At 72.8% G+C, this 11,396-nt stretch carries 12 protein-coding genes; 7 read left to right on the top strand and 5 right to left on the bottom strand.

Features of this window, described 5'->3' with window-relative positions:
• The first annotated feature begins 78 nt into the window (after window positions 1–78).
• The 6 genes from cysD to AC07A4_RS15620 all read left to right on the top strand — a co-directional run bounded on the left by cysD (window position 79) and on the right by AC07A4_RS15620 (window position 6,200).
• A complete protein-coding gene (gene cysD / locus AC07A4_RS15645) occupies window positions 79–957 on the top strand; it encodes a sulfate adenylyltransferase subunit CysD (protein ID WP_478598927.1) in 879 nt (292 codons plus the stop codon).
• A gap of 2 nt (window positions 958–959) precedes the next feature.
• Window positions 960–2,303: a sulfate adenylyltransferase subunit 1 gene (locus AC07A4_RS15640; RefSeq protein WP_478598177.1), complete on the top strand. Its 1,344-nt coding sequence runs from the start codon at window positions 960–962 to the stop codon at window positions 2,301–2,303.
• A 231-nt stretch (window positions 2,304–2,534) separates the two neighbouring features.
• A complete protein-coding gene (locus tag AC07A4_RS15635) occupies window positions 2,535–3,677 on the top strand; it encodes an aliphatic sulfonate ABC transporter substrate-binding protein (protein WP_478598174.1) in 1,143 nt (380 codons plus the stop codon).
• Window positions 3,678–3,719: 42 nt separating this feature from the next.
• Window positions 3,720–4,520, top strand: a complete 801-nt coding sequence (locus AC07A4_RS15630; RefSeq protein WP_478598171.1) for an ABC transporter ATP-binding protein — start codon at window positions 3,720–3,722, stop codon at window positions 4,518–4,520.
• A complete protein-coding gene (locus AC07A4_RS15625) occupies window positions 4,507–5,415 on the top strand; it encodes an ABC transporter permease (RefSeq protein ID WP_478598168.1) in 909 nt (302 codons plus the stop codon). Before AC07A4_RS15630 ends, AC07A4_RS15625 begins: the two co-directional genes overlap by 14 nt.
• A 5-nt stretch (window positions 5,416–5,420) precedes the next feature.
• On the top strand, window positions 5,421–6,200 hold the full coding sequence (locus tag AC07A4_RS15620) for a sirohydrochlorin chelatase (protein ID WP_478598165.1): 780 nt from the start codon (window positions 5,421–5,423) through the stop codon (window positions 6,198–6,200).
• A gap of 3 nt (window positions 6,201–6,203) precedes the next feature.
• On the opposite strand, the gene AC07A4_RS15615 is transcribed toward AC07A4_RS15620, so the two are convergent.
• Both AC07A4_RS15615 and AC07A4_RS15610 read right to left on the bottom strand, forming a co-directional pair.
• Window positions 6,204–6,857, bottom strand: a complete 654-nt coding sequence (locus tag AC07A4_RS15615) for a mycothiol-dependent nitroreductase Rv2466c family protein (RefSeq protein ID WP_478598162.1) — start codon at window positions 6,855–6,857, stop codon at window positions 6,204–6,206.
• 93 nt (window positions 6,858–6,950) lie between these two features.
• The gene (locus AC07A4_RS15610; protein ID WP_478598159.1) at window positions 6,951–8,009 is read right to left on the bottom strand and encodes a ketopantoate reductase family protein; all 1,059 of its coding nucleotides are present in this window, start codon (window positions 8,007–8,009) and stop codon (window positions 6,951–6,953) included.
• Between the two features lie 121 nt (window positions 8,010–8,130).
• Between AC07A4_RS15610 and AC07A4_RS15605 the strand changes: the two genes are divergently transcribed.
• Window positions 8,131–9,036 carry a transglutaminase-like domain-containing protein gene (locus AC07A4_RS15605; protein WP_478598157.1) on the top strand — a complete coding sequence of 302 codons (906 nt, stop codon included), beginning with the start codon at window positions 8,131–8,133 and terminating at the stop codon, window positions 9,034–9,036.
• On the opposite strand, the gene AC07A4_RS15600 is transcribed toward AC07A4_RS15605, so the two are convergent.
• The 3 genes from AC07A4_RS15600 to AC07A4_RS15590 form a co-directional block, all read right to left on the bottom strand.
• Entirely contained in the window at window positions 9,014–9,391 is a 378-nt protein-coding gene (locus AC07A4_RS15600; RefSeq protein WP_478598154.1) for a nuclear transport factor 2 family protein, read from the bottom strand. The genes AC07A4_RS15605 and AC07A4_RS15600 overlap by 23 nt on opposite strands.
• Window positions 9,388–9,954 carry a DUF1697 domain-containing protein gene (locus tag AC07A4_RS15595; RefSeq protein ID WP_478598151.1) on the bottom strand — a complete coding sequence of 189 codons (567 nt, stop codon included), beginning with the start codon at window positions 9,952–9,954 and terminating at the stop codon, window positions 9,388–9,390. Before AC07A4_RS15595 ends, AC07A4_RS15600 begins: the two co-directional genes overlap by 4 nt.
• Window positions 9,955–10,055: 101 nt before the next feature.
• Window positions 10,056–11,264 carry a S8 family peptidase gene (locus AC07A4_RS15590; protein ID WP_478598149.1) on the bottom strand — a complete coding sequence of 403 codons (1,209 nt, stop codon included), beginning with the start codon at window positions 11,262–11,264 and terminating at the stop codon, window positions 10,056–10,058.
• Window positions 11,265–11,396 lie beyond the last annotated feature (132 nt).

Here is an 11,396-nt window from a genome sequence, read left to right as displayed (position 1 = left end):
ACCTCCGCCACCGCGTCCGGGGACGCCTCGCGCCCCCGGCGCGCCCAGGGCGCCGGCACCCCGTACGCGCTCAGCCACCTGGACGCCCTGGAGTCCGAGGCCGTGCACATCTTCCGCGAGGTGGCGGGCGAGTTCGAGCGGCCGGTGATCCTGTTCTCCGGCGGCAAGGACTCCATCGTCATGCTGCACCTGGCGCTCAAGGCGTTCGCCCCGGCCGCGATCCCGTTCTCGCTCCTGCACGTGGACACCGGGCACAACTTCCCCGAGGTCATCGACTACCGCGACCGCGCCGTGGCGCGGCACCGGCTGCGCCTGCACGTGGCGTCGGTGCAGGACTACATCGACCGCGGCGCCCTGCGCGAGCGCCCGGACGGCACCCGCAATCCGCTGCAGACCGTGCCGCTGACGGAGAAGATCGCCGCCGAGCGGTTCGACGCGGTCTTCGGCGGCGGCCGCAGGGACGAGGAGAAGGCCCGCGCCAAGGAGCGGGTGTTCTCGCTGCGCGACGAGTTCTCGCAGTGGGACCCGCGCCGCCAGCGCCCCGAGCTGTGGCAGCTGTACAACGGCCGGCACGCGCCGGGCGAGCACGTGCGCGTGTTCCCGCTGTCCAACTGGACCGAGCTCGACGTGTGGCAGTACATCGCCCGCGAGAAGATCGAGCTGCCCGAGATCTACTTCGCCCACGAGCGCGAGGTCTTCCAGCGCGGCGGCATGTGGCTGACGGCGGGCGACTGGGGCGGCCCCCGCGAGGGCGAGGACGTCGAGCGGCGCCTGGTGCGCTACCGCACCGTCGGCGACATGTCCTGCACCGGCGCCGTCGACTCGGACGCGACGACGCTGGAGTCCGTGATCACCGAGATCGCGGCGTCCCGGCTCACCGAGCGCGGCGCGACCCGGGCCGACGACAAGCTGTCCGAGGCCGCGATGGAAGACCGCAAGCGCGAGGGGTACTTCTAGCCATGACCAGCACCACCGCCGAACAGCTGGCCGGTCTCTCGGCCACCACCCTGCTGCGGTTCGCCACCGCCGGGTCCGTCGACGACGGCAAGTCCACGCTCGTGGGCCGGCTCCTGCACGACTCCAAGTCGGTCCTCGCCGACCAGCTGGAGGCCGTCGAGCACGCCTCGCGCAGCCGCGGCTCCGAGGGCCCCGACCTCGCGCTGCTCACCGACGGGCTGCGGGCCGAGCGCGAGCAGGGCATCACCATCGACGTGGCGTACCGCTACTTCGCGACCGCGCGGCGCCGCTTCATCCTCGCCGACACCCCGGGCCATGTGCAGTACACGCGCAACATGGTCACCGGCGCCTCCACGGCGGAGCTCACCGTCGTCCTCGTCGACGCCCGCAACGGCGTGGTCGAGCAGACCCGCAGGCACGCGGCCATCGCCGCGCTCCTCAGGGTGCCGCACGTGGTGCTCGCCGTGAACAAGATGGACCTCGTCGGGTACGAGGAGCGCGCCTTCGCGGCCATCGCCGAGGAGTTCACCGCGTACGCCATCGAGCTCGGCGTCCCGGAGGTCACCGCGATCCCGATCTCGGCCCTGGCCGGGGACAACGTGGTGGAGCCCTCGTCGAACATGGACTGGTACGGCGGCCCGACGGTCCTCGAACACCTGGAGACCGTGCCCGTCAGCCACGACCTGACCGACTGTCACGCGCGCCTGCCCGTGCAGTACGTGATCCGGCCGCAGACCGCCGAGCACCCCGACTACCGGGGCTACGCGGGGCAGATCGCGGCGGGCACGTTCCGGGTGGGCGACGCGGTGACGGTGCTGCCCTCGGGCCGCGCCTCGACGATCGCGGCCATCGATCTGCTCGGCGAGGCCGTGGACGTGGCGTGGACGCCACAGTCGGTGACCGTGCTCCTGGAGGACGACCTCGACATCTCACGCGGCGATATGCTCGTCCCGAGCAGTGATACGCCGCCGACCAGCCAGGACATCGCCGCCACCGTCTGCCACGTCGCCGACCAGCCGCTGGTCGTGGGCCAGCGGGTGCTCCTGAAGCACACCACCCGCACGGTCAAGGCGATCGTGAAGCAGATCCCCTCCCGGCTCACCCTGGACGACCTGTCCCAGCACCCCAACCCGGGGCGGCTCGTCGCCAACGACATCGGCCGGGTCCTGGTGCGCACCGCGGAGCCGCTGGCCCTGGACGCGTACGCGGACTCGCGCCGCACCGGCTCCTTCCTCCTGATCGACCCCGCGGACGGCACGACGCTCGCCGCGGGCATGGCGGGCGAGGCCTTCGCCAAGGCCGAGGCGCCCGCGCCCGTCGCCGACGACGAGGGGTGGGACTTCTGACCGTGCGTACCCCTGACGCCTTCTCGACCTTCGCCAAGGAGGGCGGCCGCATCGGCAGCGGCGCCCTCGGCGCGGGCTCCGGCGGCGTGACGCGATGTGTGCGATGACGTACGCGCACCGCTCGCGCGCCCACGCCCTGCGCCGTCCCTTCGCACGCAGTCGAAGATCCGCCGACATCCACCCGGCCGCGCCCTGACGGTGCGCGCCGGGCCAACGAGAGGAACCCCTCCCGTGCCTGCCATCCGCACCGCCGGTCCCCGTACTCCCGGCGCGCGCCGTCCCCGCCGCGTGGCCGCGTTCGCCGCGCTCCCCCTGCTCGCCCTGACGCTCTCCGCCTGCGGATACGGCTCGGACTCCGACAAGGACGACGACGGCAAGGCCAAGATCGCCGCCGATGCGAAGAAGATCGAGGGCCTGGACCAGGTGAAGATCGGGTACTTCCCGAACCTGACCCACGGCACGGCGCTCGTCGGCGACCAGGAGGGCCTGTTCCAGAAGGAGCTCGGCGCCACCAAGGCGACGTACGCGCAGTTCAACGCGGGCCCTTCGGCGATCGAGGCGCTCAACTCGAAGTCCATCGACATCAGCTGGATCGGCCCGTCGCCCGCGATCAACGGCTACGCCAAGTCCGACGGGAAGAACCTGCGCATCGTCGGCGGCTCGGCGTCCGGCGGCGTGAAGCTCGTGGTGAACCCCGAGAAGATCAAGTCCCTCGGCGACGTCAAGGGCAAGAAGATCGCGACGCCGCAGCTCGGCAACACCCAGGACGTGGCCTTCCTCAACTGGATCAAGGGCAAGGGCTGGAAGGTCGACGCCGAGAGCGGCAAGGGTGACGTCTCCGTCGTCCGCACCGACAACAAGATCACCCCGGACGCCTATAAGTCCGGCTCCATCGACGGCGCCTGGGTGCCGGAGCCGACCGCGTCCAAGCTGGTCGCCGAGGGCGCCAAGGTGCTCCTCGACGAGGCCGACCTGTGGCCGGACAAGAAGTTCGTGATCACGAACATCATCGTGCGGCAGGAGTTCCTGAAGGACCACCCCAAGGTCGTCGAGGCCGTGCTCAGGGGCGCGGTGAAGACCAACCAGTTCATCAAGGACAACCCCGAGAAGGCGAAGGCCGCGGCCAACGCCAAGCTGAAGCAGGCCTCCGGCAAGGCGCTGCCCGCCGAGGTCATCGACCCGGCCTGGAAGTCGATCCAGTTCACCAACGACCCGCTGGCGGCGACGCTCGGCACCGAGGCCGAGCACGCGGTGGCGGCGGGCCTCCTGGAAGAGCCCGACCTCAAGGGCATCTACGACCTCGGGCCGCTCAACAAGGTCCTGAAGGCGGCGGGCGAGCCCGCGGTCGCCGACGCCGGTCTCGGCGTCAAGTAACCGGACATCACCCACAGTTCAGGTTCTCAGGAGGTGACGACCATGGGCACGACGCTGGCCAAGGCACCGGGAAGCGCCGCACACACCGTGGACGCGGGCGGGGTCGCCGCGCGCATCGAGCACGTCTCGAAGTCCTTCGCCACACCGGCGGGACGGCAGCTCGTCCTGGACGACATCACGCTGGACGTCGGACGGGGGGAGTTCGTCACCCTCCTGGGGGCCTCGGGCTGTGGGAAGTCGACGCTGCTCAACCTCGTGGCCGGGCTCGACCGGCCGAGCGCGGGCAGCATCGCCACCGACGGCCGCCCGGCCCTGATGTTCCAGGAGCACGCCCTGTTCCCGTGGCTGACCGCGGGCAAGAACATCGAGCTGGCCCTGAAGCTGCGGGGCGTGCCGAAGGCCGAGCGCCGGGAGCGGGCCGAGGAACTCCTCGGCCTGGTCCGCCTGTCGGGCGCGCACGGCAAGCGCGTCCACGAGCTGTCCGGCGGCATGCGCCAGCGCGTCGCCCTGGCCCGCGCGCTCGCCCAGGACAGCGAACTGCTCCTGATGGACGAGCCGTTCGCGGCCCTGGACGCGATCACCCGGGACGTGCTGCACGACGAGCTGACCCGGATCTGGCGCGAGACGGGCGTCTCGGTCCTGTTCGTCACGCACAACGTCCGCGAGGCGGTGCGGCTCGCCCAGCGCGTGGTCCTGCTGTCCTCGCGGCCTGGCCGGGTGGCGCGCGAGTGGACCGTCGGCATCGAGCAGCCGCGCCGCATCGAGGACGCGGCCGTGGCGGAGCTCTCCGTCGAGATCACCGAAGAACTGCGTGGGGAGATCCGCCGCCATGGGCAGCACTGAGACGACGACTCCCGCCGCGCGCAGGGGCGAGGGGCGCGACAGCCACGACCTGGCGGGCCTTGAGGCCGGGCTCGACGCCCTGGACAGCGTGCAGACGCGGCGCACCCCGCTGCGCGAGACGCTGGTGCGGAAGGTCCTGCCACCCGTGACGGCGGTGCTGCTCGTCCTTGCGGTCTGGCAGATCCTCGTCTGGGCGAAGGTGACCGACAGCTACAAGCTGCCCGCGCCGGACGCCGTGTGGGAAGAGGTCGAGTACGCCTGGCGGCAGGGCACGCTCCTGGAGTACATCTGGACGTCCGTCTCGCGCGGCATGTTCGGCTTCCTGATGGCGCTCGCCATCGGTACGCCGCTCGGTCTGGTCGTGGCGCGGATCAAGTTCGTGCGGGCGGCGATCGGCCCGATCCTGTCCGGCCTGCAGTCGCTGCCGTCGGTGGCGTGGGTGCCCCCGGCGGTGATCTGGCTCGGCCTCAACGACAAGATGATGTACGCGGTGATCCTGCTCGGCGCCGTGCCGTCCATCGCCAACGGCCTGGTCTCGGGCGTGGACCAGGTGCCGCCGCTGTTCCTGCGGGCGGGCCGCACCCTCGGCGCCACCGGTCTGCGCGGGACCTGGCACATCGTCATGCCCGCGGCGCTGCCCGGCTACCTCGCGGGCCTGAAGCAGGGCTGGGCGTTCTCCTGGCGGTCCCTGATGGCCGCCGAGATCATCGCCCAGTCCCCCGACCTCGGGATGGGCCTCGGCCAGCTCCTGGAGGCCGGGCGCACCAACAGCAGCATGTCGCAGGTGTTCCTCGCGATCCTGCTGATCCTGATCGTCGGCATCGCCATCGACCTGCTGATCTTCAGCCCCCTGGAGCGGTGGGTGCTGCGCAGCCGCGGCCTGCTGGTGAAGTGATCCCGATGCACCTGTCCCCCGCCCCCGCCCTGCTCGTCATCGCCCACGGCAGCCGCGACGCCCGGCACGCGGCGACGGTGCGCGCGCTGGTGCGCCGCGTCCGCGTCCTCCGTCCCGAACTGCGGGTGGAGGTCGGCTTCCTGGACTTCGACGCCCCGGCCGTGCCGGAGGTCCTCGCGTCCCTGGCCGCCGACGGCGTGCGTGACGTCGTCGCGCAGCCGCTCCTGCTGACCCGCGCCTTCCACGCGAAGGCCGACATCCCCGCCGTGCTGCGGGCGGCCCCGGCCGGGATGCGGGTGCGGCAGGCCGGGGTCCTCGGCCCCTCGCCGCTGCTGCTCGCCGCGCTCGAGCAGCGGCTGTACGAGGCGGGGCTCGACCCCGCCGACAAGTCCTCGACCGGGGTGGTCCTCGCCTCGGCGGGGTCCACAGACCCGGAGGCGATCGCAGTGATCGCTGACATCGCGCGGGAGTGGCGGCGTACCGGTTGGTGCGCTGTGCGGCCTGCGTTCGCCTCCGCGGAACTGCCCCGGACGGAGGACGCGGTCCGCCTGCTGCGCCGGACGCCCGGGGTGCGGCGGGTGGCCGTGGCCCCGTACGTCCTGGCCCCGGGGTTCCTGCCGGACCGGATCGCCCGCGGGGCCGCCGCGGCCGACGTCCTCGGCGGCGTGCTCGGCGATTCGGCGTTCGTCGCCCGGGTGCTGCTCGAACGGTTCGACTCGTGCCGCCGCTTCACGGCGGCCTCGCGCGTGCCTGCCAGCTGGGGCGCGCTGCCCGTCGCCGGGTAGCGCTCAGCCGAAGTCGAGGCCCCCCGTCCGGGTCCGCTTCAGTTCGAACAGGTCCGGGTGGCCCGCGAGGACCCTGAAGCCGTCGAAGAGCCGGGCCGCCTCCTCGCCGCGCGGGATGGCCCGCAGCACCGGGCCGAACCACACCGTGCCGTCGACGTGGAGCGTGGGCGTGCCCACATAGGCGTCCGCCGCCGGGTCCTTGCCCGCGTCGTGGCCGCGGCGCAGCGCCTCGTCGTACGCCGTGTAGTACGAGGCCTCCTCCAAGTCCGCCGGGAGTCCCACCTCGGCGAGGGCGGCGAGGACGACGGCGCGGAAGTCCTTGTCGCCCTCCTGGTGGATGCGGGTCCCGAGCGCGGTGTAGAGGTCGCGCAGGACGGCCTCGCCGTGGCGCTCGGCGGCGGCCGCCATGACGCGGACGACACCGAGCGACTTGTCGACGAGCTCCCGGTACCAGTCCGGCAGTTCGTTGCCGACGTTGTGCAGATACAGGCTCATCACGTGGAAGCGCAGATCGAGGTCGCGGTGGCGCTCGACCTCCAGGAGCCAGCGGGAGGTGATCCACGCGAAGGGGCAGGCCGGGTCTACGTACACGTCGACCCGGGTGGTGGCGGTGCGGGCGTCGGGGGTGGTGGCCGGGCGGGTCTCTGTAGTGGTCATATGAGAAACCCTAGCCAGGGGTGGCGCACGCACCTGGGCCACTTTTGGCGGGGTTTTCTGGGCCATTTCCCGGCCCTGGGCTGCCTTCTCCGACTACCGCGCCCGCGCCTCCCCGGCCGCCTCGACCGCCTCGACCGCCTCGACCGCCTCGACCGCCTCGTTGACGTACCGCTCGACTTCCGCCACCGTCATCGACCCCGCCGCCCGGCCCTCCCGCGCGCACGCGTTCGCGAGCCGTCGCAGGACGTCGTTCACGGGGGTCGCGACGCCGTGCAGACGGCCGAGGAGCACGATCTCGCCGTTCAGGAAGTCGGCCTCGATGGTGCCGGTGCCCCGGGCCAGGCTCTGCCAGGAGGAGCCGCCGCCCCGCTCGCGGTCGGCCAGCGGCTGGAGGACGACGCGGTCGGCGCGGGCCTGGCGCTGCTCCTCCTCGCTCACCGCCGCGATGCCCGCGGCCGCCAGGACGGCCTCGCCCTCGGCGCGGGCCCGGCGGTAGAGCGCGACGGCCGCCTCACCCGTGATCGGCCCGGTGACCGCCTCCAGGGCGTTGCCGAGGTTGGACAGGAGCTTGGCGTACTTCCAGCGCGTGACGTCCTCGACGACGGGAGCCAGCAGCCTCGCGCTCTCCAGGTCGGCGGCGACGCGGCGCGCGGTGGCGTCGGCTCCCCTCGGGTAGCGGCCGAGGTGCAGCATGCCGGTGTAGGGGGCGCCGGCCGCCGAGACGGTGCCCGGCTCGACGTACCCGGACGGCAGCCAGACGCAGACGCCGTACACGCGGGCGAAGCGGCGCAGCGCGAGCCGTTCGCTCTCGACGCCGTTCTGCGCGCACAGCAGCGGCAGCGCGTCGGCGGCGGTCGCGCCGCCCGCGACGGGCCGGGTGCTCCAGGCGTCGAGCGCGGCCTCGGCGTCCTGTGTCTTCACGGCGAGCACCAGCACGTCGTCGGCCCGCAGCACGCCCAGTTCCTCGGGGCCGCCGACGACGGGGACGCGGTGGACGCGGGTGCCCTCGGGGGTGGTGAGCGTGAGGCCGCGCTCGCGCAGCGCGTCGCGGTGCGCGCCGCGGGCGACCAGGACGACCTCGTGGCCCGCTTCGGCGAGACGCCCGCCGACGCTGCCGCCGACGGCTCCCGCTCCGATCATGACGTATCGCATGCCGGTGAGCCTCGCACACGGTGACGGCGGACCGTCAAGATCCCTTCCAGGGAGAGATCCCTGGCGAGATCCCTTCCGGGGTCTGGACCTTGACCCTGGGTCAGACCCCAGCCTCGCCCCCATGAGCGACGACTACGTGACCCACAGCCCGTACAGCACCCCCGGCCCCCTGCTCGGCGCCCTCCTCGGGCCCGGCCCGCTCCCCCGCGACGTCCCCGGCCTCGCCGCGCTGGTGCGCGGCGTGCTGCTGCACCGCCTTGAGGCGGCCGCCCTCGACCGCGCGCTGCCCGTCGAGCGGCTGCACGGGGACGCCGAGTCCCGGTACGTGACGGAGATCCTGCGCGTCCTGGCCGAGCGCGGGGACACTCCGCTGACCGAGGCGCGCGAGCCCGGGGCCCGGTTCGTGGCCACCTGCCGGGACTTCGCGCTGCTGCTGTGCGCGCTGCTTCGGGAGACCGGCACCCCGGCGCGGGTGCGGGGCGGCTACGCGACGTACTTCCAGGCGGGGTTCCACGACAACCACTGGGTGACGGAGTACTGGGCGGCCGGGCGCGGCTGGGTCCTGGTGGACGCGGAGGTGTTCGACGACCGGCACGACACGCCGTTCGACCCGCTGGACGTGCCGCGGGACGCGTTCCTGGTCGCCGGGGACGCGTGGCGGGCGTGCCGGGAGGGGCGGGCGGACCCCGACACTTTCTGGGTGAGCGGCGTGCCTCAGATCAAGGGGCTGAGCCTGGTGCGCGCGGACGTGGTGGCCGACCTCGCCGCCCTGACCGGGGTTGAGCCGCTGCCGTGGGACGGCTGGGGCGTGATGGAGAAGGACGACGCGGACGTCACGGAGGACGACCTGGTGCTGCTCGACGCCGTGGCCGCCGCCACGGCGGCCGCGGGCCGGGTGCGGGGCGCCGGGCGGCCCGGGGTCCTGGAGCGGCTCGCCGCCGATCCGCGGCTCGCGGTCCCGGCCGGGATCGTCTCCCACACGACCTATCTCGGCGACCTCCCCGTCACCCTTCCCCGAGCGGCGTGAACGGCGTCCCCTGGTGGAACCAGAGCAGCCAGCGGCCCTCGGTGCGCCGCCACAGGGAACTGCGGTGGGCGCGGCGGCCGTTGCCGTCGGTGTCGAACGTCAGGTGCACCAGGTCGTCGGCGAGCTGCACGCCCCGCATCCGGGACGTCGTCGTGGGCCGCCCGCCCGGCTCGGGGCCTTCGGTGATCGCCCCCACGATCGACTGCCGGTCCCAGCGCGCGCCGGAGGCGCCGAACTCGGTGAACTCCGGGTGCAGCAGCTCCGCGAACAGCTCGGGCGAGGCCCTGACCTCCGGGTCGAGCAGGCGCAGCTCGTGTTCGATGGCGGCCTCGACGGCGGGTGTGCGCTCGGTCATCGGTGCTCCCCCTGGGGGTCGGTCAGCTCGGCGAGCTTGGTGACGGTGTTCCAGTTCCGGCTGGTGGCGACGAGGCCCTTGGTGAGCGCGGGGCGGGCCAGGGCCTCGCCGAGCCGGGAGCGGCCGAGCCCGTCGGGGGCGTACAGATACAGCGCGCGGTCGCCGATCCTGAACTCCTCCGGCAGGAAGGCCGCTTGGTCGATGCCCGCGAAGCGGGCGGGTGCGACGGGCTCGGAGAAGTACGTGACGTGCAGCTGCTTGCCTTCGAGGTCGGCGGCGGGGAACGGGCAGGCGTCGACCACCGCCCGCAGATACGCCCCGTCGCGCACCAGCAGGTCCACCGTGAACCCGAACTCCTGCTCCAGGGCCGTGCCGAGTTCGGCGGCGAGGCTGTCCTCGTCGCCGTGGTCCGCGGCGAAGGCCACGTTCCCGCTCTGCAGATGGGTGCGGACCCGGTCCAGGCCGCGCTCTTCGAGGAGCGCGCGCAGCCGGGCCATCGGCACCTTCCTGCTGCCGCCCACGTTCACGCCGCGCAGCAGCGCCGCGTAGATCTTCGTCGCCATGCGCCCACGATAAGGCGGCCGCCGTGCCCCGTGGGGGTGGGCACGACGGCCGCCGGTCCCGCGGGGGCCGCCGCGTTGCGCGCGGCGGCCCCGGTGAGGGGCTACTCGACGATCTTCAGGAGCTTGTTGGGCGTGCCCTCGCTCGGGTTGGAGATCTTGTCCGGGGTCGCGCCCTCGGTCAGCGCCTTGGCGACGGCGTCGGGCTTGGCGTCCGGGTGCGCGGCCACGTACAGGGCGGCGGCGCCGACGACGTGGGGGGTCGCCATGGACGTACCGGAGATGGTCTTGGTGGCGTCGTCACCGGTGTTCCAGGCGGACGTGATGTCCGAGCCCGGGGCGTAGAGGTCCACCACGGAGCCGAAGTTGGAGAAGTCCGACTGCTGGTCGTCCTTCGTGGAGGAGGCGACGGTGATGGCCTCCTTGACGCGGGCCGGGGAGCCCTGGCCCGCGTCGCTCGACTCGTTGCCCGCGGCCACCGCGTAGGTGACGCCGGAGGCGATGGACTTGCGGACGGCCTCGTCCAGGGCCTCGTCGGCGCCGCCGCCGAGGCTCATGTTGGCGACGGAGGGGCCCTGGTGGTTCTTGGTGACCCAGTCGATGCCCGCGACGACCTGCTCGGTGGTGCCGGAGCCGTTGTCGTCCAGGACGCGCACCGCGACGATCTTCGCCTTCTTGGCGACGCCGTGCGCCGTGCCCGCGATGGTGCCCGCGACGTGGGTGCCGTGGCCGTTGCCGTCGTCGGCGTTGTCGTCGTTGTCGACGGCGTCGAAGCCGGAGACAGCGCGGCCGCCGAAGTCCTTGTGGCTGACGCGGACACCGGTGTCGATGACGTACGCGGTCGCGCCCTCACCGGCCTTGTCCGGGTACGCGTACTTCTTGTCGCCCGCCGTGTCGGCCTGGTCGACGCGGTCCAGGCCCCACGACGGCGGGTTGTCCTGGGTGGCCTTGATGCTGAACTTCTTGTTCTGGACGACCTTGCCGACGGCCGGGTCGGCGGCGAGGTGCTTGGCCTCGGTCTCCGTCAGGCCCTTGGCGGAGAAGCCGTTGACGGCCGAGGAGTAGGTGCGGCTGAGGTCGCCGCCGTACTCCTTCGCGAGGTCGGCCTTGGCGTCGCCGCTCGTCTTCTCGTCGAGGAGCACGATGTAGCTGCCTGCGACCGCGCCCTTGGCGTCGGTGCCGTAGACCTTGCCCTCGGCGGGGGTCGAGGCACCGGCGAAGGCGCCGGTGAAGACGGTCACGCCGACCGCGGTGGCGGTGGTGGCTATCGCCGCGGTGAGCTTCATCGTGCGAGCGCGCTTGTGAGCTGCCATGAAGAGGGGTCTCCTCGTGGTGCGTTGTGGGGGGATGTGGGGGGTTCAAGCTTTTGTTGCCGCGCCCGGGTCGCTCCGGAAGAACTGAAGATCGCCGGGCGTTGGGACGAAACCCTGTCTGAATGACGCGCG

This window comes from Streptomyces sp. NPDC043996, assembly GCF_056435225.1.
This window is presented reverse-complemented; position numbering and strand designations above follow the sequence as displayed.

Bases quoted from the DNA above. Each gene is read 5' to 3' on its own strand.
- AC07A4_RS15620 (WP_478598165.1), top strand. From the start codon at position 5,421: ATGCACCTGTCCCCCGCCCCCGCCCTGCTCGTCATCGCCCACGGCAGC.
- AC07A4_RS15615 (WP_478598162.1), bottom strand. From the start codon at position 6,857: ATGACCACTACAGAGACCCGCCCGGCCACCACCCCCGACGCCCGCACC.
- AC07A4_RS15625 (WP_478598168.1), top strand. From the start codon at position 4,507: ATGGGCAGCACTGAGACGACGACTCCCGCCGCGCGCAGGGGCGAGGGG.
- AC07A4_RS15600 (WP_478598154.1), bottom strand. From the start codon at position 9,391: ATGACCGAGCGCACACCCGCCGTCGAGGCCGCCATCGAACACGAGCTG.
- AC07A4_RS15610 (WP_478598159.1), bottom strand. From the start codon at position 8,009: ATGCGATACGTCATGATCGGAGCGGGAGCCGTCGGCGGCAGCGTCGGC.
- AC07A4_RS15590 (WP_478598149.1), bottom strand. From the start codon at position 11,264: ATGGCAGCTCACAAGCGCGCTCGCACGATGAAGCTCACCGCGGCGATA.
- AC07A4_RS15605 (WP_478598157.1), top strand. From the start codon at position 8,131: ATGAGCGACGACTACGTGACCCACAGCCCGTACAGCACCCCCGGCCCC.
- AC07A4_RS15630 (WP_478598171.1), top strand. From the start codon at position 3,720: ATGGGCACGACGCTGGCCAAGGCACCGGGAAGCGCCGCACACACCGTG.
- AC07A4_RS15595 (WP_478598151.1), bottom strand. From the start codon at position 9,954: ATGGCGACGAAGATCTACGCGGCGCTGCTGCGCGGCGTGAACGTGGGC.
- AC07A4_RS15640 (WP_478598177.1), top strand. From the start codon at position 960: ATGACCAGCACCACCGCCGAACAGCTGGCCGGTCTCTCGGCCACCACC.